This is a genomic window from uncultured Pseudomonas sp. (genome assembly GCF_913774235.1).
GTDB lineage: Bacteria > Pseudomonadota > Gammaproteobacteria > Pseudomonadales > Pseudomonadaceae > Chryseomonas.
Map to the genome: position 1 here is coordinate 261,433 of NZ_CAJYDW010000017.1, position 19,142 is coordinate 280,574.

General features: G+C 67.4%; 16 protein-coding genes. 12 read left to right on the top strand and 4 right to left on the bottom strand.

Going from position 1 to position 19,142, the window contains the following annotated elements:
- The first annotated feature begins 59 nt into the window (after positions 1-59).
- From QZ471_RS18225 to QZ471_RS18245, 5 genes are all read left to right on the top strand, one after another.
- The gene (locus QZ471_RS18225) at positions 60-530 is read left to right on the top strand and encodes a nuclear transport factor 2 family protein (protein ID WP_058776817.1); all 471 of its coding nucleotides are present in this window, start codon (positions 60-62) and stop codon (positions 528-530) included.
- A 72-nt stretch (positions 531-602) separates the two neighbouring features.
- On the top strand, positions 603-1,508 hold the full coding sequence (locus tag QZ471_RS18230; RefSeq protein WP_295466396.1) for a LysR family transcriptional regulator: 906 nt from the start codon (positions 603-605) through the stop codon (positions 1,506-1,508).
- Positions 1,509-1,617: 109 nt separating this feature from the next.
- The gene (locus QZ471_RS18235; RefSeq protein WP_295466398.1) at positions 1,618-2,808 is read left to right on the top strand and encodes a CaiB/BaiF CoA-transferase family protein; all 1,191 of its coding nucleotides are present in this window, start codon (positions 1,618-1,620) and stop codon (positions 2,806-2,808) included.
- Positions 2,805-3,731, top strand: coding sequence for a hydroxymethylglutaryl-CoA lyase (locus QZ471_RS18240; protein WP_295466400.1), 927 nt, complete (start codon positions 2,805-2,807; stop codon positions 3,729-3,731). The genes QZ471_RS18235 and QZ471_RS18240 overlap by 4 nt, the downstream gene beginning before the upstream one ends.
- Before the next feature lie 75 nt (positions 3,732-3,806).
- Positions 3,807-5,189: an MFS transporter gene (locus QZ471_RS18245; protein WP_295466402.1), complete on the top strand. Its 1,383-nt coding sequence runs from the start codon at positions 3,807-3,809 to the stop codon at positions 5,187-5,189.
- A 2-nt stretch (positions 5,190-5,191) separates the two neighbouring features.
- On the opposite strand, the gene QZ471_RS18250 is transcribed toward QZ471_RS18245, so the two are convergent.
- Together QZ471_RS18250 and QZ471_RS18255 are read right to left on the bottom strand one after the other, a co-directional pair.
- Positions 5,192-8,290 (bottom strand): multidrug efflux RND transporter permease subunit, encoded by a 3,099-nt coding sequence (locus QZ471_RS18250; protein ID WP_295466404.1) that lies wholly within the window; start codon positions 8,288-8,290, stop codon positions 5,192-5,194.
- Entirely contained in the window at positions 8,290-9,441 is a 1,152-nt protein-coding gene (locus tag QZ471_RS18255; RefSeq protein WP_295466406.1) for an efflux RND transporter periplasmic adaptor subunit, read from the bottom strand. The genes QZ471_RS18250 and QZ471_RS18255 overlap by 1 nt, the downstream gene beginning before the upstream one ends.
- Positions 9,442-9,595: 154 nt before the next feature.
- Here QZ471_RS18255 and QZ471_RS18260 point away from each other — a divergent pair, with 154 nt between their 5' ends.
- The 4 genes from QZ471_RS18260 to QZ471_RS18275 all read left to right on the top strand — a co-directional run bounded on the left by QZ471_RS18260 (position 9,596) and on the right by QZ471_RS18275 (position 14,961).
- On the top strand, positions 9,596-10,288 hold the full coding sequence (locus QZ471_RS18260; RefSeq protein WP_295466772.1) for a response regulator transcription factor: 693 nt from the start codon (positions 9,596-9,598) through the stop codon (positions 10,286-10,288).
- A gap of 163 nt (positions 10,289-10,451) precedes the next feature.
- Complete coding sequence (locus QZ471_RS18265) at positions 10,452-11,768, top strand: ATP-binding protein (RefSeq protein WP_295466408.1); 1,317 nt, start codon at positions 10,452-10,454, stop codon at positions 11,766-11,768.
- A gap of 49 nt (positions 11,769-11,817) precedes the next feature.
- Positions 11,818-12,759 (top strand): glutaminase B, encoded by a 942-nt coding sequence (gene glsB, locus QZ471_RS18270; RefSeq protein WP_295466410.1) that lies wholly within the window; start codon positions 11,818-11,820, stop codon positions 12,757-12,759.
- Between the two features lie 258 nt (positions 12,760-13,017).
- Positions 13,018-14,961, top strand: coding sequence for a methyl-accepting chemotaxis protein (locus tag QZ471_RS18275; protein ID WP_295466412.1), 1,944 nt, complete (start codon positions 13,018-13,020; stop codon positions 14,959-14,961).
- Between the two features lie 22 nt (positions 14,962-14,983).
- On the opposite strand, the gene QZ471_RS18280 is transcribed toward QZ471_RS18275, so the two are convergent.
- Together QZ471_RS18280 and QZ471_RS18285 are read right to left on the bottom strand one after the other, a co-directional pair.
- Positions 14,984-15,865 carry a hypothetical protein gene (locus QZ471_RS18280; protein WP_295466414.1) on the bottom strand — a complete coding sequence of 294 codons (882 nt, stop codon included), beginning with the start codon at positions 15,863-15,865 and terminating at the stop codon, positions 14,984-14,986.
- Positions 15,866-15,959: 94 nt separating this feature from the next.
- A complete protein-coding gene (locus tag QZ471_RS18285) occupies positions 15,960-16,337 on the bottom strand; it encodes a MerR family transcriptional regulator (RefSeq protein ID WP_295466416.1) in 378 nt (125 codons plus the stop codon).
- A 118-nt stretch (positions 16,338-16,455) separates the two neighbouring features.
- Here QZ471_RS18285 and QZ471_RS18290 point away from each other — a divergent pair, with 118 nt between their 5' ends.
- From QZ471_RS18290 to QZ471_RS18300, 3 genes are all read left to right on the top strand, one after another.
- Positions 16,456-17,346, top strand: a complete 891-nt coding sequence (locus QZ471_RS18290; RefSeq protein ID WP_295466418.1) for an alpha/beta hydrolase — start codon at positions 16,456-16,458, stop codon at positions 17,344-17,346.
- A complete protein-coding gene (locus QZ471_RS18295) occupies positions 17,343-18,224 on the top strand; it encodes an alpha/beta hydrolase (protein ID WP_295466420.1) in 882 nt (293 codons plus the stop codon). Before QZ471_RS18290 ends, QZ471_RS18295 begins: the two co-directional genes overlap by 4 nt.
- A 305-nt stretch (positions 18,225-18,529) precedes the next feature.
- Positions 18,530-19,132: a GNAT family protein gene (locus QZ471_RS18300; protein WP_295466422.1), complete on the top strand. Its 603-nt coding sequence runs from the start codon at positions 18,530-18,532 to the stop codon at positions 19,130-19,132.
- Positions 19,133-19,142 lie beyond the last annotated feature (10 nt).

Below are 19,142 nucleotides of genomic sequence, written 5' to 3' on the forward strand. Positions count from 1 at the left end.
ACCTTGTGCCACCCCCGCTGCGGCCTGACACTGGGGCCTCAACTGCCCAGGAGTGTCCCATGAACGCTGCCCGTCCTCCCGTCCCGCCTTTCACCCTCGAATCCGCCCGGCAGAAGGTCCGCGCCGCCGAAGACGGCTGGAACAGCCGCGATCCGGCCAAGGTGGCCCTGGCCTATACCGCCGACAGCCGCTGGCGCAATCGCACCGATTTCCTCCAGGGTCGCGCCGCCATCGAGGCCTTTCTCACCCGCAAGTGGCAGCGCGAGCACGAGTACCGGCTGATCAAGGAACTCTGGGCCCATGACGGCGCGCGCATCGCCGTGCGTTTCGCCTACGAATGGCGGGACGAAGACGGCCAGTGGTACCGCGCCTACGGCAACGAGAACTGGCACTTCGACGACCAGGGCCTAATGGCCGAGCGCCACGCCAGCATCAACGACCTGCCGATCAGCGAGGCTGACCGGCTGTTTCACTGGCCCCAGGGGCGGCGGCCGGACGACCATCCCGGCCTGAGCGACCTGGGGCTCTGATCGACGGCGGGCGGTTATCCTAGACGGACCTGGTCCTGTACAAGGACCGCTGGCCGCCAGGATTCCAAGACGATGCACTACCGCAACCTGCTCCGCCGACTTGACCTGGTCTCGCTGCAGCTGCTGCTGGCGGTGCACGAGGAGGGCACCCTGACCCGCGCCGCCGAGCGCGAGATGATCGCCCTGTCCGCTGCCAGCAAGCGGCTGCATGACCTGGAGCGCTCGCTCGATATCGAACTCTTCGAGCGTAACGCCAAGGGCACCACCCTCACCCCGGTCGGCGAGACGCTGCTGCATTACGCCAAGCGCATCCTCGCCGACGTCGAGCGCATCAGCATCGACGTCGGCGAACACCTGCAGGGCGTGCGCGGCTATGTGCGGATGATGGCCAACATCTCCGCCATCATCGAATTCCTCCCCGAAGACCTGCAGGCCTTCACCGTCGGCCATCCCCAGGTCAAGGTCAGCCTAGACGAGCGACCCAGCGCCGGGGTGGTGAAGGGGGTGCTGGAAGGCGCCGCCGACCTGGGCATCTGTTCCTCGGACACCGACACCCGCGGCCTGCTGGCCGTGCCCTACCGGCAGGACACCCTGGTGGTGGTGATGCGCCCGGATCATCGCCTGGCTGCACGGCCACGGCTGGCCTTCGCCGAGACCCTGGACGACGACCACGTTGGCCTGCACGCCGACAGCTTCATCAACCTGCGCACCAAGGCCGCCGCGCGCAGCCACGGCAAGGCCCTGCGGATCAGGATTCACGTACCCGGCTTCGATGCCGTGTGCCGCATGGTGCAGGCGGGCTTCGGTCTGGGCGTGCTGCCGCTGCAGGCCTTCGAGCTCATCGGGCGACCGCTCGGGCTGGTCGCCGCTGCTCTCGACGACGACTGGTCCCAGCGCAGCCTGGCGCTGGTGGTACGCGACGTCGAGGCCCTGTCACCGGTCAGTCGACTGCTCTACGACCATCTGCTGGCGGGTTGAAACCGGGCCTTCGCGATTCGCGAAGACCCCTTGCCGAAAGACGTTAACCACCGCCCGTGCGATTGGCCTAGCATCGGTCCCCTTCCAATAACAACGAGGCTCGCCCGCCATGACGGCGCTCACCGGACTGCGTGTCATCGAGATCGGCACGCTCATCGCCGCCCCCTTCGCCGCGCGCCTGCTGGCCGAATTCGGCGCCGAGGTGATCAAGATCGAAGCCCTGGACAAGGGCGATCCCCTGCGCAAGTGGCGCAAGCTGCACGAGGGCACCTCGCTCTGGTGGTACCTGCAGTCGCGCAACAAGAAATCCCTCGCCCTGAATCTGCGCTCCGCCGAAGGCGTGGCCCTGGTCAAGCAGCTGGTCGAGGGCGCCGACGTGCTCATCGAGAATCTGCGTCCGGGCGCCCTGGAAAAGCTCGGCCTCGGCTGGGATGTGCTGCACGCCCTCAATCCCAAGCTCACTCTGGTGCGCATCTCCGGCTACGGCCAGACCGGCCCCTATCGCGATCGCCCCGGCTTCGGCGCCATCGGCGAGGCCATGGGCGGCATCCGCTACACCACCGGTACCCCGGGCGTGCCGCCGGCGCGGGTCGGGGTCAGCCTGGGCGATTCCCTGGCCTCCATGCACGCGGTGATCGGCGCCCTGATGTCGGTGCTGCGGGTCAAGACCGGCCAGGGCGACGGCCAGGTGGTCGATGTCTCCCTGGTCGAGAGCGTGTTCAACGTCATGGAAAGCCTGGTGCCCGAATACTCCATGCTTGGCCATGTGCGTGAGCGCAGCGGCGGGGCATTGCCCGGCATCGCGCCGTCCAACACCTATCCCACTGGCGACGGCGCCTATGTGGTGATCGCCGGCAACAGCGATCCGATCTATGTCCGCCTGATGCAGGCGATTGGCCGACCCGATCTGGCCGAGCGGCCGGATCTCGCGCAGAACGACGGCCGCGCCCGCCACAGCGAGCTGATCGACGAGGCCATCGCCGCCTGGACCGGCAGCCGCGGGATTGACGAGGTGCTGGAGATCCTCGAAGGCGCCGAGGTCCCGGCCGGGCGCATCTATTCGGTCGCCGACATCGTCGCCGATCCCCACTATCAGGCGCGCGACATGCTGCTGGATACCACCCTGCCCGACGGCGCCACCCTGAAGATGCCGGGTATCGTGCCCAAGCTGTCTGCCACTCCGGGCCAGGTCAACTGGCAGGGGCCGACCCTTGGTCAGCACACCGATGGCCTGCTGGCCGAGCTGGGGCTGAGCGAAGCGGATATCCAGCGACTCAGGAAGGCCGGGGTGGTGCAATGAGTACCGAGCGCCTGATCGTCCAGGAAGTCGCGCCCCGCGATGGTTTGCAGATCGAGCCGAGCTGGGTGGAAACCGCCGACAAGATCGCCCTGATCGATCAGCTCTCCGCGCTGGGCTTCGCGCGGATCGAGGCCGGTTCCTTCGTCTCGCCCAAGGCGGTGCCGATGTTGCGCGACGGCGAGGCGGTGTTCCAGGGCATCGTCCGCCAGCCCGGGGTGACCTATGTCGCCCTGGTACCCAATCTCAAGGGCGCCCAGCGCGCCCTGGCGGCGGGCGCCGACGAGCTGAACCTGGTGCTCTCCGCCAGCCAGACCCATAACCAGGCCAACATGCGCATGAGTTGCGAGCAGTCCCTCGCCAGCTTCGCCGAGGTGGTGCAGCTGGCCAAGGGGCAGGCGGTCTCGCTCAACGGCACGGTGGCGACCACCTTTGGCTGCCCCTTCGAGGGGCGCATCGACGAAGGCTGGGTGTTCGAACTGGTGCAGCGCTACCTGGCGCTGGGCATGACCGGCATCACCCTGGCCGACACCACCGGCATGGCCAATCCGCGGCAGGTCGCGCGGATCGTCCGCCAGGTGCTGGAACTGATCCCGGCGTCCGCCCTGACCCTGCATTTCCACAACACCCGTGGCCTCGGCCTGTGCAACGTGCTGGCCGCCTTTGAGGCCGGCGCGCGCCGCTTCGACGCCGCCCTCGGCGGCCTCGGTGGCTGCCCCTTCGCCCCGGGCGCCTCCGGCAACATCTGCACCGAGGACCTGGTGAATCTCTGCGCCGAAATCGGCGTGGAGACCGGCATCGATCTGGACCGGCTGATCGCGCTGTCGCGCACCCTGCCAGCGCTGCTGGGCCACGACACCCCCGGCCAGGTGGCCAAGGCCGGCCGCAACTGCGATCTGCATCCGCCCCCCGCGGCCAGCGGCTGACGCCACCCACAGCTCTCGTTCGCCCTGACTACAACAACAAAGGAGCGCCAGCCTGGCCGCTCCCGGGAGACCGCTATGCCTTCAACCGCTACCGCCGCCGTCGCGGCCACCGAACAGGCCATCGTCCGCAAGGTCGCCTGGCGGCTCATGCCGCTGATCATGGTCTGCTACCTGTTCGCCTTCTTCGATCGCATCAACATCAGCTTCGCCAAGTTCCAGCTGCAGGCCGACCTGTCGCTGAGCAACACCGCCTATGGGCTGGGCGCGGGACTCTTCGTGGTCGGCTACGTGCTGTTCGAGGTACCCAGCAACCTGATGCTGTACCGGGTCGGCGCCCGGCGCTGGATCGCCCGCATCATGATCTCCTGGGGCATCGCCACGGCGCTGATGATGTTCGTCACCGCCGAATGGCAGTTCTATGGGCTGCGTTTTCTGATCGGTGCCATGGAAGCCGGCTTCGCACCGGGCATCCTCTACTACCTGACGCTTTGGTTTCCGCAGAGTTATCGCGGGCGCATCACCTCGACGCTGTTTCTCGCCTCGGCCTTCGCCGGGCTGATCGGCGCGCCGGTCTCGGGGGTGATCCTCGGGCAGATGGACGGCCTGCTCGGCATGCGCGGCTGGCACTGGCTGTTCTTGGTCGGTGGCATCCCCTGCGTGCTGCTGGGCGTGCTGGTGCTGCGCCTGCTGCATGACCGCATCAATGATGCGCCGTGGCTCAACGCCGAGGAAAAGACCTTCCTGGCCAGCCGCATCGCCCGCCATGAACACAATAGCCATGGGTCGCTGCTGGCGGCGATCCGGCTGCCGGGCTTCCTGCTGCTCGGGCTGATCTACTTCCTGATCCAGGTTGCCTCCTATGGGCTCAACTTCTGGGCGCCGCAACTCATCCGCAGCGCTGGCACCGAGAGCCCGACCGTCATCGGCCTGCTCACCGCCGTGCCCTACGTCTTCGGCGCCATCAGCATGGTGTTGGTGGGACGGCTGTCAGACGCCAGCGGCGAGCGACGCAAATTCGTCTGCGGCCTGGTGGTCGCCGGTGCCCTGGGCTTTTTCAGCGCGGGACTCTTCGCCGACCACACCACTTTGCTGATCCTGTCCCTTGCCCTGCTGGGCGCCGGTATCATCGCCTGCATCCCGGCCTTCTGGGCGCTGCCGCCGAAATTGCTGGCCGGCGCGGGAGCCGGGGCCGCGGGCGGCATCGCCCTGATCAACACCCTGGGGCAATTCGGTGGCATCGTCAGTCCGGTGATGGTGGGCTACATCAAGGACCTGACCGGCAGCACCACCCCGGCGCTCTACCTCATCGGCTGCAGCAGCCTGCTGGCCGCCGGCCTGCTGTTCTGGGCGCTGCCGCAGAGCCTGCGGACTTCGGACAGGGTCGGCGCCCGCACGCCAGAGCCCGCGACGGTCGAGGACGCCGCGCTGCTGGGCGATCAGCGCCCTCGCAATGCCTGAGGCTAGCGGTCCGACGCGCGCCAGCGCCGGACCACCCTCAGCACCAGCACGAAGAACACCGGCACGAAGACCAGCGCCAGGGTGGCGCTGAGCATGCCGCCGATCACCCCGGTGCCCACCGCCTGCTGGCTGGCGGAGCTGGCACCGGCGGCCAGAGCCAGGGGCACCACGCCGAGGATGAAGGCCAGCGAGGTCATGACGATGGGTCGCAGCCGCAGGCGTGCGGCGTGGCAGGTGGCCTGGTACAGGTCCATACCTTCGTCGTGCAGGCGCTTGGCGAATTCGATGAGCAGGATGGCGTTCTTCGCCGTGAGGCCGATCACCGTGATCAGGCCGACCTTGAAGAAGACGTCGTTGGGCATCCCCCTCAGGGTCACCGCGAGCACGGCGCCCAGTACGCCCAGGGGCACCACCAGCAGCACTGCGGTGGGAATCGACCAGCTCTCGTAGAGCGCGGCGAGGCAGAGGAACACCACCAGCAGCGACAGCCCCAGCAGCAGCGGTGCCTGGCCGGTGGAAAGGCGTTCCTGCAGCGACAGCGCCGTCCACTCCAGGGCGAAACCCCGCGGCAGCTCGGCGGCCAGGCGTTCCAGTTCGGCCATGGCTTCGCCGGTGGTGTGACCGGGCAGCGGCTCGCCGGACAGGCTGATGGCCGGATAGCCGTTGTAGCGCGACAGCTGCGCCGGGCCCTGGGTCCAGTCTGCGCTGACGAAGGCGGACAGCGGTACCATGCCCCCGCGCTCGTTGCGTACCTCCAGGCGCAGCAGGTCGTCCACCTGGCTGCGGCTGCCCAGTTCGGCCTGCACGATCACCTGCTGCATGCGGCCGCGATTGGGGAAGTCGTTGACGTAATTGGAGCCCAGGGCGGTACCCAGGGTCTCGCCGAGGGCGCTAAAGCTCACTCCCAGCGCGGCGGCCTGGCGGCGATCCACCACCAGCTGCACCTGGGCGCTGTCGGCCAGGGCGGTCTCGCGGACATAGGCAATGATCGGATTACCCGCCAGCTTGGCCTGCAATTCATCCCGCGCGGCCTTGAGCGCCGCCTGGCCGCGATTGGACCTGTCCTGCAGGCGCACCTCGAAACCGCTGGAGGTGCCCAGGCCTTCCACCGGTGGCGGCAGCACGGCGAAGCCCTGGGCCTCGCTCTCGCCGGCCAGGGCGGCATTGGCGCGCTCGGCGATGGCCGCGGCGGAGTCGGCCGGACCGCGGACGGACCAGTCCTTGAGGGTGGTGAAGGCCAGGGCGGCGTTCTGGCCGCTGCCGGAAAAGCTGAAGCCGAGCAGCACGAGGTCGTTGGCCACCCCGGGTTCGCCGGCGTAATGGCGTTCCAGACGCTCGAGTACCTTGAGAGTGCGCTCCTGGGTGGCTCCCGGTGGCAGCTGGATGTCGGTGATCAGATAGCCCTGGTCCTCGGTAGGCAGAAAGGCGCTCGGCAGGCGGCCATAGAGCGCCACCAGGGCCGCCAGCAGGACGGCGAACAACAGGAGGTTGGACAGCAGGCGGCGGATGGCGCGGGCTACCCAGCCCTCGAAGCCGCCGGTCAACCGCTCGAAGCCCCGGTTGAAGGCGCCAAAGAAGCCGCCACGGGCATGGTCACCCTGGGGGATCGGCTTGAGCAGGGTGGCGCACAGGGCCGGGGTCAGGCTCAGGGCGAGAAAGGCGGAGAGGAGGATGGCCACCGCCATGGACGCCGAGAACTGGCGATAGATGACGCCGACCGAGCCACTCATGAAGGCCATGGGCACGAAGACCGCGGTCAGCACCAGGGTGATGCCGACGATGGCGCCGGAGATCTCGCCCATGGCCTTGCGCGTGGCCGCGCGGGGATCGAGTCCTTCCGTGGCCATGAGTCGCTCGACGTTCTCCACCACCACGATGGCGTCGTCCACCAGGATGCCGATGGCCAGCACCATGCCGAACAGCGTCAGCACATTGATCGAATAGCCCAGCGCCAGCAGTACGGCGCAGGTACCCAGCAGCGCCACCGGCACCACCAGGGTCGGGATCAGGGTGTAGCGCAGATTCTGCAGGAACAGGTACATCACCGCGAACACCAGCGCCATGGCCTCCAGCAGGGTATGGATGACCTGGGTGATGGAGAGCTCGACGAAGGGCGCCGTGTCGTAGGGGATGTCGACCTTCATCCCGGGCGGAAAGTACTGGGACAGCTCGGCCAGCTTGGCGCGCACCGCCTTGGCGGTGGCCAGGGCATTGGCGGTGGGCGCCAGCTGCACCCCGACCGCCACCGAGGGCTTGCCGTCCAGGCGGGTGCCGAAGTTGTAGCTCTGGCTACCCACCTCGACCCGGGCGACATCGCCCAGGGTCACGCTGGAGCCATCGGCCCCGGCGCGCAGGAGGATGCCGGCGAATTCCGCCGGGTCGCTGAGCTGGCCCTTGATCAGCACCGGCGCGGTCAGTTCCTGGCCAGCCGGAGCGGGCAATTCGCCAAGACTGCCGGCCGCCACCTGGACGTTCTGCTCGGTGATGGCGCGGGTCACATCGGCCGGGGTCAGGCCGACCGCCACCAGGCGACTGGGATCGAGCCAGACGCGCAGGGCGTGCTCGGCGCCGAACAGCTGGGCCTTGCCCACGCCGTCCAGCCGGCGCAATTCGTTGACCACATTGCGTGCCAGGTAGTCGCTCAGGGCAGTGGTGTCGAGCCGGTCATCGGTGGCGGTGAGGGTGACGAACAGCAGGTAACCGGCCGAGGTTTCCTCGATCTGGATGCCCTGCTGGGTGACCGCCCGCGGCAGGCGCGGCTCCACCACCTTGAGGCGATTCTGGATGTCCACCTTGGCCAGCTCCGGATCGGTGCCGGGCTGGAAGGTCACGGTCAGGGTGGCGCTGCCCTGGCTGCTGCTGGACGAGAAGTAGAGCAGGTGATTGACGCCATTGAGTTCCTGTTCGACCAGGCTGACCACGCTCTCGTCCAGGGTCTGCGGCGAGGCGCCTGGATAGCTCAGGGTCAACTCGATCTGCGGCGGCGCCACGTTGGGATATTGGGCCACTGGCAACTGCGGCAGGGCCAACAGCCCGGCGAGCAGGATGAACAGCGCCACCACCCAGGCGAACACCGGGCGGTCGATGAAGAAATTGGCCATCAGTGCGCCTCCACCGCGGCGGTCGGGACTTCCTGGGGCTCCACCACCAGGCCTGGCTGCGCCTGTTGCAGACCTGACAGCAGTACCCGCTCGTTGGCGGCCAAGCCGGACTCCACCACCCAGCGGCCATCCACCACCGGCCCCAATTGCACTTCACGCAGCGCGAGCTTGTTCCCAGCGTCCACCACCCAGACCTGGGCCTGGCCGCCGGCGCTACGCTGCACCGCCCGTTGTGCCACGCTCAGGCCCTGATCGAGCCGTGCCTGCTCCAGGCGCACCCGGACGAAGCTGCCGGGTAGGAGGTCGCGCCGTGGATTGGGAAACTGGCTGCGCAAGGTGATCTGTCCGGTAGTGGCGTCCACCGCGAGATCGGCGAACAGCAGGCGGCCAATCTCCGGATAGGGGCTACCGTCTTCCTGCAGTAGGGTCGCTCGCGCCTGGTCCGGTGCCAGCTGTTGCAGCCGGCCGTCCCGCAGGGCATCGCGCAGCGCCTTGAGTTGACGGGTGGACTGGGTGACATCGGCATGGATGGGGTCCAGCTGCTGGATGATCGCCAGCGGCGTGGCATCGCCCTGGCCGACCAGCGCGCCTTCGCTGACCAGCGCCTTGCCGATGCGCCCGGCGATGGGTGCGGTGACCGTGGCATAGCCCAGGTTCAACCGCGCCCGCTTGAGCGCCGCCTGGGCTGCGGCGACGTCAGCCTCGGCTTGCAGGCTGGCGCCCCGGGCATTGTCCTGTTCCTGGCGGCTGATGGCGTCGCTCTGCACCAGCGCGGCATAGCGCTCGGCCAGCCGGCGGGCCTGGAAGGCGTTGGCCTCGGCCTTGCGCAGGGCGGCGGCAGCGCTATCCACTTCGGCCTGCAGCGGCGCCGGATCGATGCGGAACAGCACGTCACCGGCCTTGACCTCGCTGCCCTCGCGAAACACCCGCTGCAGCACGATGCCGGCGACCCGCGCCCGGACCTCGGCGGTCCGCGGCGCCACCAGGCGGCCACTGAGTTCGCTGGCGATGGCCAGGGGGGTGGGGTGCAGCGTCTCCACCTGCACCCTGGGCGCGGGCGGGGTGGCGGCTTCCGGGGCCGGACGGTCGCAGGCGGCGAGCAGCAGGCAGAGCAGCGCGAGGCTGCCGAGGGCAGGGCGGGGCAGGGACATCGGGGCTTCCTCCAGGAGAGCGCCATGGTAGGCGTCCCGCTCGGGCCTCCCTGTAAACGTCTGTAGGTCTCTTGTGAAAGAGTGTTAAGCCCGGCGCCCGCCTGCCTGGTGTTCGGCTATGCTCGGCACTTTCCCGCCACGAAGACCTGCCGTGATCCCCTTGCTCATCGTCGAAGACGACACCGCCCTGGCTGAGCTCATCGCCACCTACCTGGGCCGCCAGGGCTATGCCGTGACGGTGATCGGTCGCGGCGACGAGGCCCTGGCCGCGGTGCAACGGCTGCGCCCGCAACTGGTGGTGCTCGACGTCATGCTGCCGGGATTGGACGGGCTGCAGGTCTGCCGCCAACTGCGCGCGGCCCGGCCGAGCCTGCCGATCCTGATGCTCACTGCCCTGGACGACAGCCACGACCAGGTGCTGGGCCTGGAGATCGGCGCCGACGACTACGTCAGCAAGCCCTGCGAACCGCGGGTGCTGCTGGCCCGCATCCGCACCCTGTTGCGCCGCTGCCAACTGGGCGAGGCGCCCGTCGACGACCGCCTGACGATCGGCCAATTGCAGCTGCTGCCGGGCGAACGCCAGGTCTGGTGGCGCGACCAGTTGGTGGAGCTGTCGTCCACCGAGTTCAACCTGCTGGCGATCCTGATGCGCCATGCCGGCGAGGTGCTCAGCCGCGACCAGCTGATCCAGCAACTGCGCGGTATCGAATTCAACGGTGTCGACCGCTCGGTGGACGTGGCCATCTCCAAGCTGCGCCGGCGCTTCGAGGAGCATCCCGGCGAAGCCCGGCGGATCAAGACCGTCTGGGGCAAGGGCTATCTCCTCTCCCGGGCTGAGTGGGATTAGTGTGGTGTCTCAGAAGTTAACTGCACAATTTTGGCGGCGCTTTTTGCTTCTGAGCGTCGTTGCCCCTCCTCGCCATAGCCCTGCTATGACTCGTCGCGGCGCCTAGCCCACAAGCAAAAATCACTCGCCAATTCTTGCGCGAACTTCTGAGGCACCACACTTGATGTTCAAGATCCTCGTCCGCCTCTACCTCATCCTCCTGGTGACCTATGGCGCCGCGAGCTACCTGGTGCCCGAGGCGCTGATCAGGGTGTTCGACGAGCGCTACAGTCGCTACGCCCTGGAGCAGTTGCACGGCCCGCTCAGCCTGGCCCAGCGTGCCTTCGTCACCACCCCGCCAGAGCGCTGGCCGACGTTGCAGGAGGAATTGGCCACGGATCTTGCGCCCATCACCCTGCGCCTGGTTCCGCTCGCTGATCCGGTCTTCATCCCGGAAGAGCGTACGGCGCTCGAAGCCGGCGAGTGGCAGGTGCGCCTGGGCGACTATGGTGACGCTAGCGCGGCGCTGGTACCGCTGCCGACAGGCCAGGTGCTCTGGGTCGGTATTCCCGAGGCGCCCACCGACATCGCCCTGACCTACTGGGCCATGAACGCCCTGATCGGCGCGGCCCTGCTGATCTGCCTCTACGTCTGGCTGAGACCGCACTGGCGCGACCTGGAACGGCTGCGGCGGACCGCGGCGCGACTGGGCAAGGGCCATCTCGGTGAGCGCACGGCCATCTCGCCGCGCTCGGACATCGGCGAGGTGGCGCGGGCCTTCGATGACATGGCCCAGGAGCTGGAGGCGCTGATCGTCCAGCAGCGCGACCTGCTCAACGCCGTCTCCCACGAATTGCGCACGCCGCTGTCACGCCTGGAATTCGGCCTGGCGCTGCTGCAGGCCGATCCGCTGCCGGCCGCGACCCACCGCCAGCTGGAGCAACTGGTGCGCCACGTCCGCGAACTGGATGCCCTGGTCGACGAATTGCTGTCCTTCGCCCGGCTGCAGAGCAGCCAGCAGCCGCCCGAACGCCTCAGTCTGGAGCTCGAAGCCTTTCTCGACAGCGTGCTGGCCGATTTCGCCGAAGAACAGGAACGCCGCGGTGCCAAGCTGCACCTGGACGTATCCCAGGCGCCTGCACGGGTCGAGCTGGCGCCGCGTCTCACCGCCCGGGCCCTGCAGAATCTGCTCGGCAACGCCCTGCGTTACTGCCAGCGCGAGGTCTGGGTGACGGTGCGTCGCGACGGCGAAGGGTTGCTGATCACCGTGGAAGACGATGGCGAAGGTATCCCCGAAGCGGAACGCGAGCGGGTCTTCGAACCCTTCTATCGCCTGGATCGCAGTCGTGATCGCGCCACCGGCGGCTTCGGCCTGGGCCTGGCCATCAGTCGGCGGGCGGTGGAAAACCAGGGTGGGCGCCTCAGTCTGAGCGCCGGTACGCGTGGTGGTGCGCGCTTCGATATCCGCCTGCCGCTACGGCCGCGCACGGGGCTCGCCTGAGACCGGAACGGCCCCTACACTTGGCGCCCCCGCCCGTTTCGGAATCGTCATGGCAGAGCCCTTCGACCGCCACCAGCTGCAACCCCTGCTCGACCGTATCGCCGCCGCGGCGCCGCGCCACTTCGGCGAAGGCAAGGTGGCCGACTACATCCCGGCCCTGGCCGAGGTGACGCCGGACCAATTCGGCATCGCCGTGTGCGACGTCCACGGCCAGGTCTGGCAGGCCGGGGCGGCCGAGACCCCGTTCTCCATCCAGTCGATTTCCAAGGTGCTCAACCTGGTGATCGCCATGCAGCGGCTGGACGAGGCGGACATCTGGACCCGCGTCGGCCGCGAGCCCTCCGGCCAGGCGTTCAACTCCATGGTGCAGCTGGAAGGCGAGCAGGGCATCCCGCGTAATCCCTTCATCAATGCGGGTGCCGTGCTGGTCTGCGAGCTGCTGGTGTCACGCATCATGTCCATCCACTGGATGATGCGCGAACAGGCGCGGCGGCTGGCCGGCAATCCGGCGCTCAACTTCGACGACCGAGTGGCCCGCTCGGAGATGGAGCACAAGGCGCGCAACGCGGCCCTGGCCTATCTGATGAAGGCCTACGGCAACCTGCACAGCGAGGTGGACGACGTCCTCGACGTCTATTTCCACGGCTGCGCCCTGGCCATGAATTGCGTCGACGTCGCCCGTGCCTTCGCCTTCCTGGCCAACGGCGGCATCAATCCCCAGGATGGCCAGGTCGTGGTCACGCCTCAGCAGACCCGCCAGCTCAACGCCCTGCTGCTGACCTGTGGGCTCTACGATGCGGCGGGTGACTTCGCCTGGCGTGTCGGCCTGCCGGGCAAGAGCGGGGTAGGGGGCGGCATCGTCGCCATCGTCCCGGGGCAGATGAGCATCTGCGTCTGGTCGCCGCGGCTGGACAGCTACGGCAACTCGGTGGCCGGCCTGCGGGCCCTCGAAAGCCTGGTGGAAGGCTTGGGCGTGGCGCCGCTGGGTTAGTGCGTGCCCGGCTTTGGTGATCCGGGCTGAGTAGTGTCGTTTCGACCCTGGCGCCGGGCGGCGTGGTCACGTCCTGTCCAAGCACCCGCCGTCAGCCGTCGCGCTATCCGGCCTGGGCACAACGAAGCCTTTTAGCGGGGGGATTTGGGTTGGTCGGTCCTGGGGTGGTGACCTCAAGATTGTCTGACCTCCGCCGATATCGCTCGGGAGCCTGCACACCTTCCTGAATCCCCGAGCGCTCTAAGCAGAGGACGCCCAATGAGTAGTTGGTTTAGCAACATTTCCGTCGGCAAGAAGCTGGCGCTAGGTTTCAGCGCGGTCCTGTTGCTTTGCCTGGCCTTGGGTCTGGTCGGCGGGAACACCATCGGCAAGCTGTCCTGGCGCATGGAGGTCATGGGCAAGGTCAATGTCGTGCTGCAGGAGGTGTCGGCGCTAGGTCTGGATCACGTCGAGTATCTGCGCAGCGTCGGCGAACCGGACAAGGCCCAGGCGGTGCGGGACACGCTCAAGCGGATCGACGCCGGCTACGCCGGGTTGGATGCCATGATGACCAAGCCGGTGAATCGCGAGATTCTCGAGCGCTTCGCCAAGGCGCTGGCGGAATACAAGGACATCTTCAAGCTCACCGAAGACAGCTATCGCGCCAGTGGCAGCCGCCAGAGCGGCGATGGCGCCCGCGCCCTGCTGGGCAAGAATGCCGATGCCGCGACGCTGGTGCTGGAAGGCCTGCAGAAGGAGCTCCAGGCGGATAACTCGGCCGACCTCGAGACCCGCTTCCGCCGCAGCCAGATCCTGGCCCAGGTCAAGGAGCAGTTCCAAAAGGCGCGCTTCGAAACCCGTGGCTACACCTACAGCGCCGAGCCCAAATTCTTCCACAAGGCCGTCGAGCAGGTCGACCTGGCCATCGGCGGGCTCGGCAGTCTGAGCGCGGCGTTCGGTACCCTGGACCCTACCGCCATCAGCCAGCTGGAGACCTATCTGAAGGGCTACCGGGCGGCCCTGGACGTCAACCAGGCGGCCTTGCTCAAGATCGCCCAGGCCACCGAGGCCCTGACCCGCAGTGACCAGGGCCTGCTCAAGCTGAGCAACCAGCTCTACGACGCGCAGATGGCGCTGCGCGCCCAGGACATTCAACAAGCCTATGGCTGGCTGCTCAGTTGCCTGCTTGCCGCCCTGGTCATCGGGATCGCCGCGGCCTGGACGATCAATCGCCAGATCGTCCCCGCCCTGCGTCGCGTGGTGCAGGACGTCGCCCAGTTGGGGCGCGGCGATCTCGCCGAACGTCACTACGAGCCGCGGCGCGACGAGATCGGCCAACTGCAACACAGCCTGAACCAGACCACCGCCAGTCTCCGCGACCTGATCGGGCACATCGGCGATGGCGCCACCCAGGTCGCCAGTGCCAGCGAAGAATTGTCGGCCATCACCGATACCAGCCTGCGTGGCACCCAGGAGCAGAAACAGGAAATCGAGCGGGTCGCCACCGCCATGCACCAGATGGCCACCTCGGTGCAGGACGTGGCGCGCAATGCGGTGCAGACCGCGGAAGCGGCGGATACCGCGGTGCAGCACGCCAACGAGGGTACCCAGGTACTGCGGCAGACGGTCCGGCAGATCGATCAGCTGTCCACCGAAGTGGAACAGGCCGCGCTGGCGATGAACCAGCTGGAGGCGGACAGCGGCAAGATCGTCAACGTCCTGGACGTCATCAAGTCCGTGGCCGAGCAGACCAACCTGCTGGCCCTCAACGCCGCCATTGAGGCGGCCCGGGCCGGCGAGGCCGGGCGCGGCTTCGCGGTCGTCGCCGACGAGGTCCGCGCCCTGGCCCAGCGGACCCAGCAGTCCACCCAGGAGATCCAGCAACTGGTCGAGACCTTGCAGAGCGGGACCCTGACCGTGGTCGAGCGCATGACGGCCAGTCGCAACCTGACCTCCAACAGCGTCACCCTGGTACGCGATACCGGGACGGCCCTCGACCATATCTGCGCGGGCATCTCCGGCGTCCAGGCCATGACGCAACAGATCGCCACGGCCGCCGAGGAGCAGAGTTCGGTCGCCGAAGAGGTCAATCGCAGCGTGTTGAACGTGCGCGAGATCGCCGATCAGGCCGCGACGGCTAGCGCCCAGACCAATCAGGCATCTGCCGATCTCGCCCGACTCGGCCAGAGTCTGCAGACGCAGGTGCAGCACTTCCGCGTCTGACCCTGAGCGCAGGGCTACTCGGCTAGTACGCCATGGACAGGCTGAGGGTCACCTGGGGCACCACGCCGTCGGTCTCGCCCTCCGGACCGCTCAACTCGCGCAGGGCGCCGTCGCGATAGAGCGCCAGGGCTTCGGCGCGAGCGCTCCAGCGCGTCTCGCCCCAGCGAAAGGGCTGCTCCAGCGCCAGCCCGGTGCGGGCATAGAGACGGTCACCGGAGTCCGGTCCATAGAAGCCGTTCCAGCCCACCCCCAGGGCACTGGGGAAGCTGAGGCGCAGGCCGCTGGCCGAAAGATCCAGTCCGGGTTCCAGGCTGCCCTGGGTATAGAGTCCACTGTCGCCCTGGGTGCGGGTGGTCACCGCCAGCCCCGGGCGCCAGGCACCCAGGCCCGTATCGGCCTGGTAGGCCAGGGTCAGGCTGGCCTCCTGAGTGGTGGTGGCGACATCGTTGGGGCTGCTCTTGACCGTGTAGACGAGGCCGACCCTCAGGCCCCCGACCGGTGACACCACCAGGCCCAGCAGATTGTTGCTCTCGTACCAGCGCCGCGGGCTGACCCGCTCCTCGCTGGAGGGGCTGTGGAAGCCGTTGCTGCTGCTGAACACCAGCCAGGCATCGGCCATGCTGTCTTTCCCCTGGTGCAGATCCAGGGCGAAACCCGCCTGGACGTGCAGCGGGATGCGGTCGAGGCTGGCCGCGTCGTCATCGTAGTTGCCGCGGGAAAAGTCGCCGTTGCGCACGTCCATGCCCAGTTGCGGATGGAAGCGCCCGGAGCTCTCGCTGACCTCCACGCTGCCCAGGGCGGCGTCTTCGCTCTCGATGGACGGCACGCTGCGCGGTGCGGCGCTGGCGTCGCCAGTGGACAGCAGCCCGCCGGCGACTAGCGCGGTGATTAGGGGGGAGCGCATGAGGTCTTCCTCGGCAGGGTGCCCGCACCGTACTGGCCTGGCCGACCCAAGGTTCGGACCAGGTGGGCTAACGCGGGGTTCCTGCCAGGCTCGCTCAGGCCTGAGACGCTTCGCTATCGCGCAACATCGCTAGCAGGCGGGCGCGCCGGCTTTCCAATTCGTCGATCTGCCGCTCCAGCGTCTGCAATCGCTCGCGCTGGGCCGCCGAGGTTTCCGGGCAGGCCTGGGCGCCCTCGATCAGACGCATGCAGTCGGGAAAGCCGCGGATCTCCGCCAGGCTGAAGCCGGCGCCGAGCAGCCTTTGCAACTGCCGGACCTGGGTCACGGCGCTGGCGGGGAAGTGGCGATAGCCATTGGCGCCGCGACTCGCCACCAGCAGGCCCTGGGCCTCGTAGTGACGTAGCGAACGCACGCTGACCCCGGTGGCGGTAGCGAGCTGACCGATGCTCAGCGAAGGCGGGGATGCAGTCATGACAAGGGTCCGAAGCGGGAAAGCGGAAGACCACCACTATCGCATGGCCGGCAGGGGCTTGACCCTTACATTGGTGTCAGCCTCGAGACTGGCGGTCCCCCTTTCCTGGAGACCTGCCATGAGTACCCTGCGCCTGCTGTCGTCGATCCTGTTGTTGAGTCTTGTCAGTCTTGCGGCCCAAGCCCGAGAGTGGCAAATCACCGCCCCCGACGGTGTGTCTCTGGCCGTCCAGGAACAGGGCGATCCCCAGGGCGTACCCATCATCTTCATCCATGGCCTGCTAGGCAGCCGGCTGAATTGGGAAGCCCAGCTCGCCAGCCCCCTACTGAGTCGCTTCCGCCTGATCACCTACGACCTCCGCGGCCATGGCCTGTCGGGTAAGCCGGCCGGTGCCGCGCCGTACCGCGAGGGGCGCCGCTGGGCCGACGACCTGGCCACGGTCATCGCCGCCACCGGGGCCCGGCGGCCGGTGCTGGTCGGCTGGTCATTGGGTGCCACGGTGATCACCAACTACCTGGCTGCCTACGGTGATGCCGACTTGGCCGGTGTGGTCTATGTGGACGGGGTCATCGAGTTGTCCTCCGCGCAGATCGTGCCGCACCCCGAGGTCTATCGGGACCTGGTCTCGCCCGATCTGCGCACCCACCTGGACGCGATCCGTACCTTTCTCGCCCTGTGTTTCGCCACACCGCCAGCGCCGGCCTTGTTCCAACGACTCTACGCGAATGCCGCCATGGCCTCCTGGGACATGCAGAGCGCCGTCCAGGATCAGGACGGCGCGGCCGTCCAGGGGTTGGGCCGGGTGCGCGTGCCGCTCTGGTTGCTCTATGGTGAAAAGGACGCGCTGGTCCATCCCGAGGCATCCATCGCCCGGGCCCGGGCGCTCAATCCGCGCATCGAAGCGACCCGCTATGCCTCGTCCGGGCATGCACCCTTCCTGGAAGAGGCGCCCCGTTTCAATCGTGACCTCGCCGCCTTCGTCGACCGCCTGGAGCGCTCCCAGCCATGACCGATCCCTGTCTTTTTCCCGGCTTCACTCGGCTGCACCTGGACACGGCGTCAGCCTGCTTCCAGGGCATGATCGGCGGCCAGGGCCCGGCGGTCCTGCTGCTGCACGGCTATCCCCAGACCCATCTGGCCTGGCGCCACATCGCCCCGGTACTGGCCCGGGACCATCGCGTCGTGGTGCCCGATCTGCCGGGCTACGGCGCCAGCCGCCAGCATGACGACCGCTCGCGCTGGACCAAGCGGCGCGTGGCGGCCGCCTTGATCGAGTTGATGGACGCGCTCGGCCTGCCACGCTTCGCCGTGGTCGGCCATGATCGCGGCGCCCGCGTTGGCTACCGCCTGGCGCTGGATCATCCCGCGCGGATCGAGCGCTACGCCTCGCTCACCGTGGTGCCCACACCGGAGGTCTGGCAGGCCTTCGACTTCAGGCGGGGGCTGGCGAACTTCCACTGGACCTTTCTCGCCCAGCCGGCTGATCTGCCTGAACGGCTGCTGGCAGTCGATCCCGATGCCTTTCTCGACCAGGCCCTGGCGCGCATGGCCGGCGGTCTGGAACGGGTCGAACCCCTGGCCCTGGCCGCCTATCGCCAGGCCTTTCGCGATCCGGCCGTGCGCCGGGCCATCTGCGAGGACTATCGCGCTGGTGCCGAAGAGGACCTGGCGGACGATCTCGCCGACCAGGCCCGGGGGCATCTTGTGCAGTGTCCGTTGCTGGTGCTCTGGCCGGAGCAGCAAGGGGATGAATCGCCCTTGGCCATCTGGCGTCGGTGGGCGCTCGACGTGCGTGGGTGCGCTGTGCCCGGTGGGCATCTGCAACCGGAGGAGTCACCACAGGAAGTACTGGCCGCTCTACGACCCTTTCTCGAAGGTAAGCGCTGAGCGACTGGGTCTATTCAGGGGTGGTTGTACGGAGCATAAGTAGGTGGCGCCGTCGCAAGGCCTTTTGTCGGTTTCTGAAATTGTTGCGAAATTCTGAAAATACTAGAACCGGAGTAAGCCAATGACAGCAATCGACCCATAGCTGCCGGTTATCAATAGCACTAATTGGATACCCCTCCCTTGCCAGTAATCAATCAATTACTCTTTATTGGACGGTTCCGCCTAATAGCTTCCTGACTGTCCTTTTACTCCCGCGCCCTTTGCTGCGACCATTTTTGCACTGACCCAGCCCTGCGGATTTTTTTATGATGGACCTTGCTATCGAGTTTCCCGAGTTCTTCCTGCCCAGTTGCACGCTGCGACGGATTAATCGCAATGACGCCGAGGCGATTTTTGCCGGGCTTTCTAACCCGCAGGTTGTTACCCACTACGGCGTGTCTTACGACAGCCTCGAAGCGACGGACGAGCAGATGCGCTGGTATGACGCTCTGTTGGAAGAGCACCGGGGCATTTGGTGGGGCATTACCCTCCCGGGCCGGGACGAACTGATAGGCGCTTGTGGTTTTAACGATTGGTCACACTCCGATCTTAGCCTGGATATCGGCTATTGGCTGATGCCGGAACACTGGGGCCGAGGGCTGATGCAAGACTGCCTGCGCACCATCCTCCGCTTCGCCCTGGGTACCCTCGGCGTACATCGCATTCACGCAGATGTTGAGCCGGAGAACCCCGCCAGCATTCGTTTGCTGGAGCGGGTCGGCTTCGTGTTTGAGGGAACCCTGCGGGATGTGGAATACAAGAACGGGCGCTTCCTCAGCCTGCACCAGTACAGCCTGCTGGCCTCTGACCCGGCGGGGCGAGCTCTGCTGGAGGACGACACACCGATCCTCCGCCCACCCCGGGTCTGATGCGCAGGCA

Excerpts from the sequence above, each read along its gene's own strand:
- QZ471_RS18225 (WP_058776817.1), top strand. The coding sequence starts at position 60 with ATGAACGCTGCCCGTCCTCCCGTCCCGCCTTTCACCCTCGAATCCGCC.
- QZ471_RS18295 (WP_295466420.1), top strand. The coding sequence starts at position 17,343 with ATGACCGATCCCTGTCTTTTTCCCGGCTTCACTCGGCTGCACCTGGAC.
- QZ471_RS18290 (WP_295466418.1), top strand. The coding sequence starts at position 16,456 with ATGAGTACCCTGCGCCTGCTGTCGTCGATCCTGTTGTTGAGTCTTGTC.
- glsB (WP_295466410.1), top strand. The coding sequence starts at position 11,818 with ATGGCAGAGCCCTTCGACCGCCACCAGCTGCAACCCCTGCTCGACCGT.
- QZ471_RS18300 (WP_295466422.1), top strand. The coding sequence starts at position 18,530 with ATGATGGACCTTGCTATCGAGTTTCCCGAGTTCTTCCTGCCCAGTTGC.
- QZ471_RS18255 (WP_295466406.1), bottom strand. The coding sequence starts at position 9,441 with ATGTCCCTGCCCCGCCCTGCCCTCGGCAGCCTCGCGCTGCTCTGCCTG.
- QZ471_RS18245 (WP_295466402.1), top strand. The coding sequence starts at position 3,807 with ATGCCTTCAACCGCTACCGCCGCCGTCGCGGCCACCGAACAGGCCATC.
- QZ471_RS18250 (WP_295466404.1), bottom strand. The coding sequence starts at position 8,290 with ATGGCCAATTTCTTCATCGACCGCCCGGTGTTCGCCTGGGTGGTGGCG.
- QZ471_RS18285 (WP_295466416.1), bottom strand. The coding sequence starts at position 16,337 with ATGACTGCATCCCCGCCTTCGCTGAGCATCGGTCAGCTCGCTACCGCC.
- QZ471_RS18230 (WP_295466396.1), top strand. The coding sequence starts at position 603 with ATGCACTACCGCAACCTGCTCCGCCGACTTGACCTGGTCTCGCTGCAG.
- QZ471_RS18240 (WP_295466400.1), top strand. The coding sequence starts at position 2,805 with ATGAGTACCGAGCGCCTGATCGTCCAGGAAGTCGCGCCCCGCGATGGT.
- QZ471_RS18280 (WP_295466414.1), bottom strand. The coding sequence starts at position 15,865 with ATGCGCTCCCCCCTAATCACCGCGCTAGTCGCCGGCGGGCTGCTGTCC.
- QZ471_RS18275 (WP_295466412.1), top strand. The coding sequence starts at position 13,018 with ATGAGTAGTTGGTTTAGCAACATTTCCGTCGGCAAGAAGCTGGCGCTA.
- QZ471_RS18265 (WP_295466408.1), top strand. The coding sequence starts at position 10,452 with ATGTTCAAGATCCTCGTCCGCCTCTACCTCATCCTCCTGGTGACCTAT.
- QZ471_RS18235 (WP_295466398.1), top strand. The coding sequence starts at position 1,618 with ATGACGGCGCTCACCGGACTGCGTGTCATCGAGATCGGCACGCTCATC.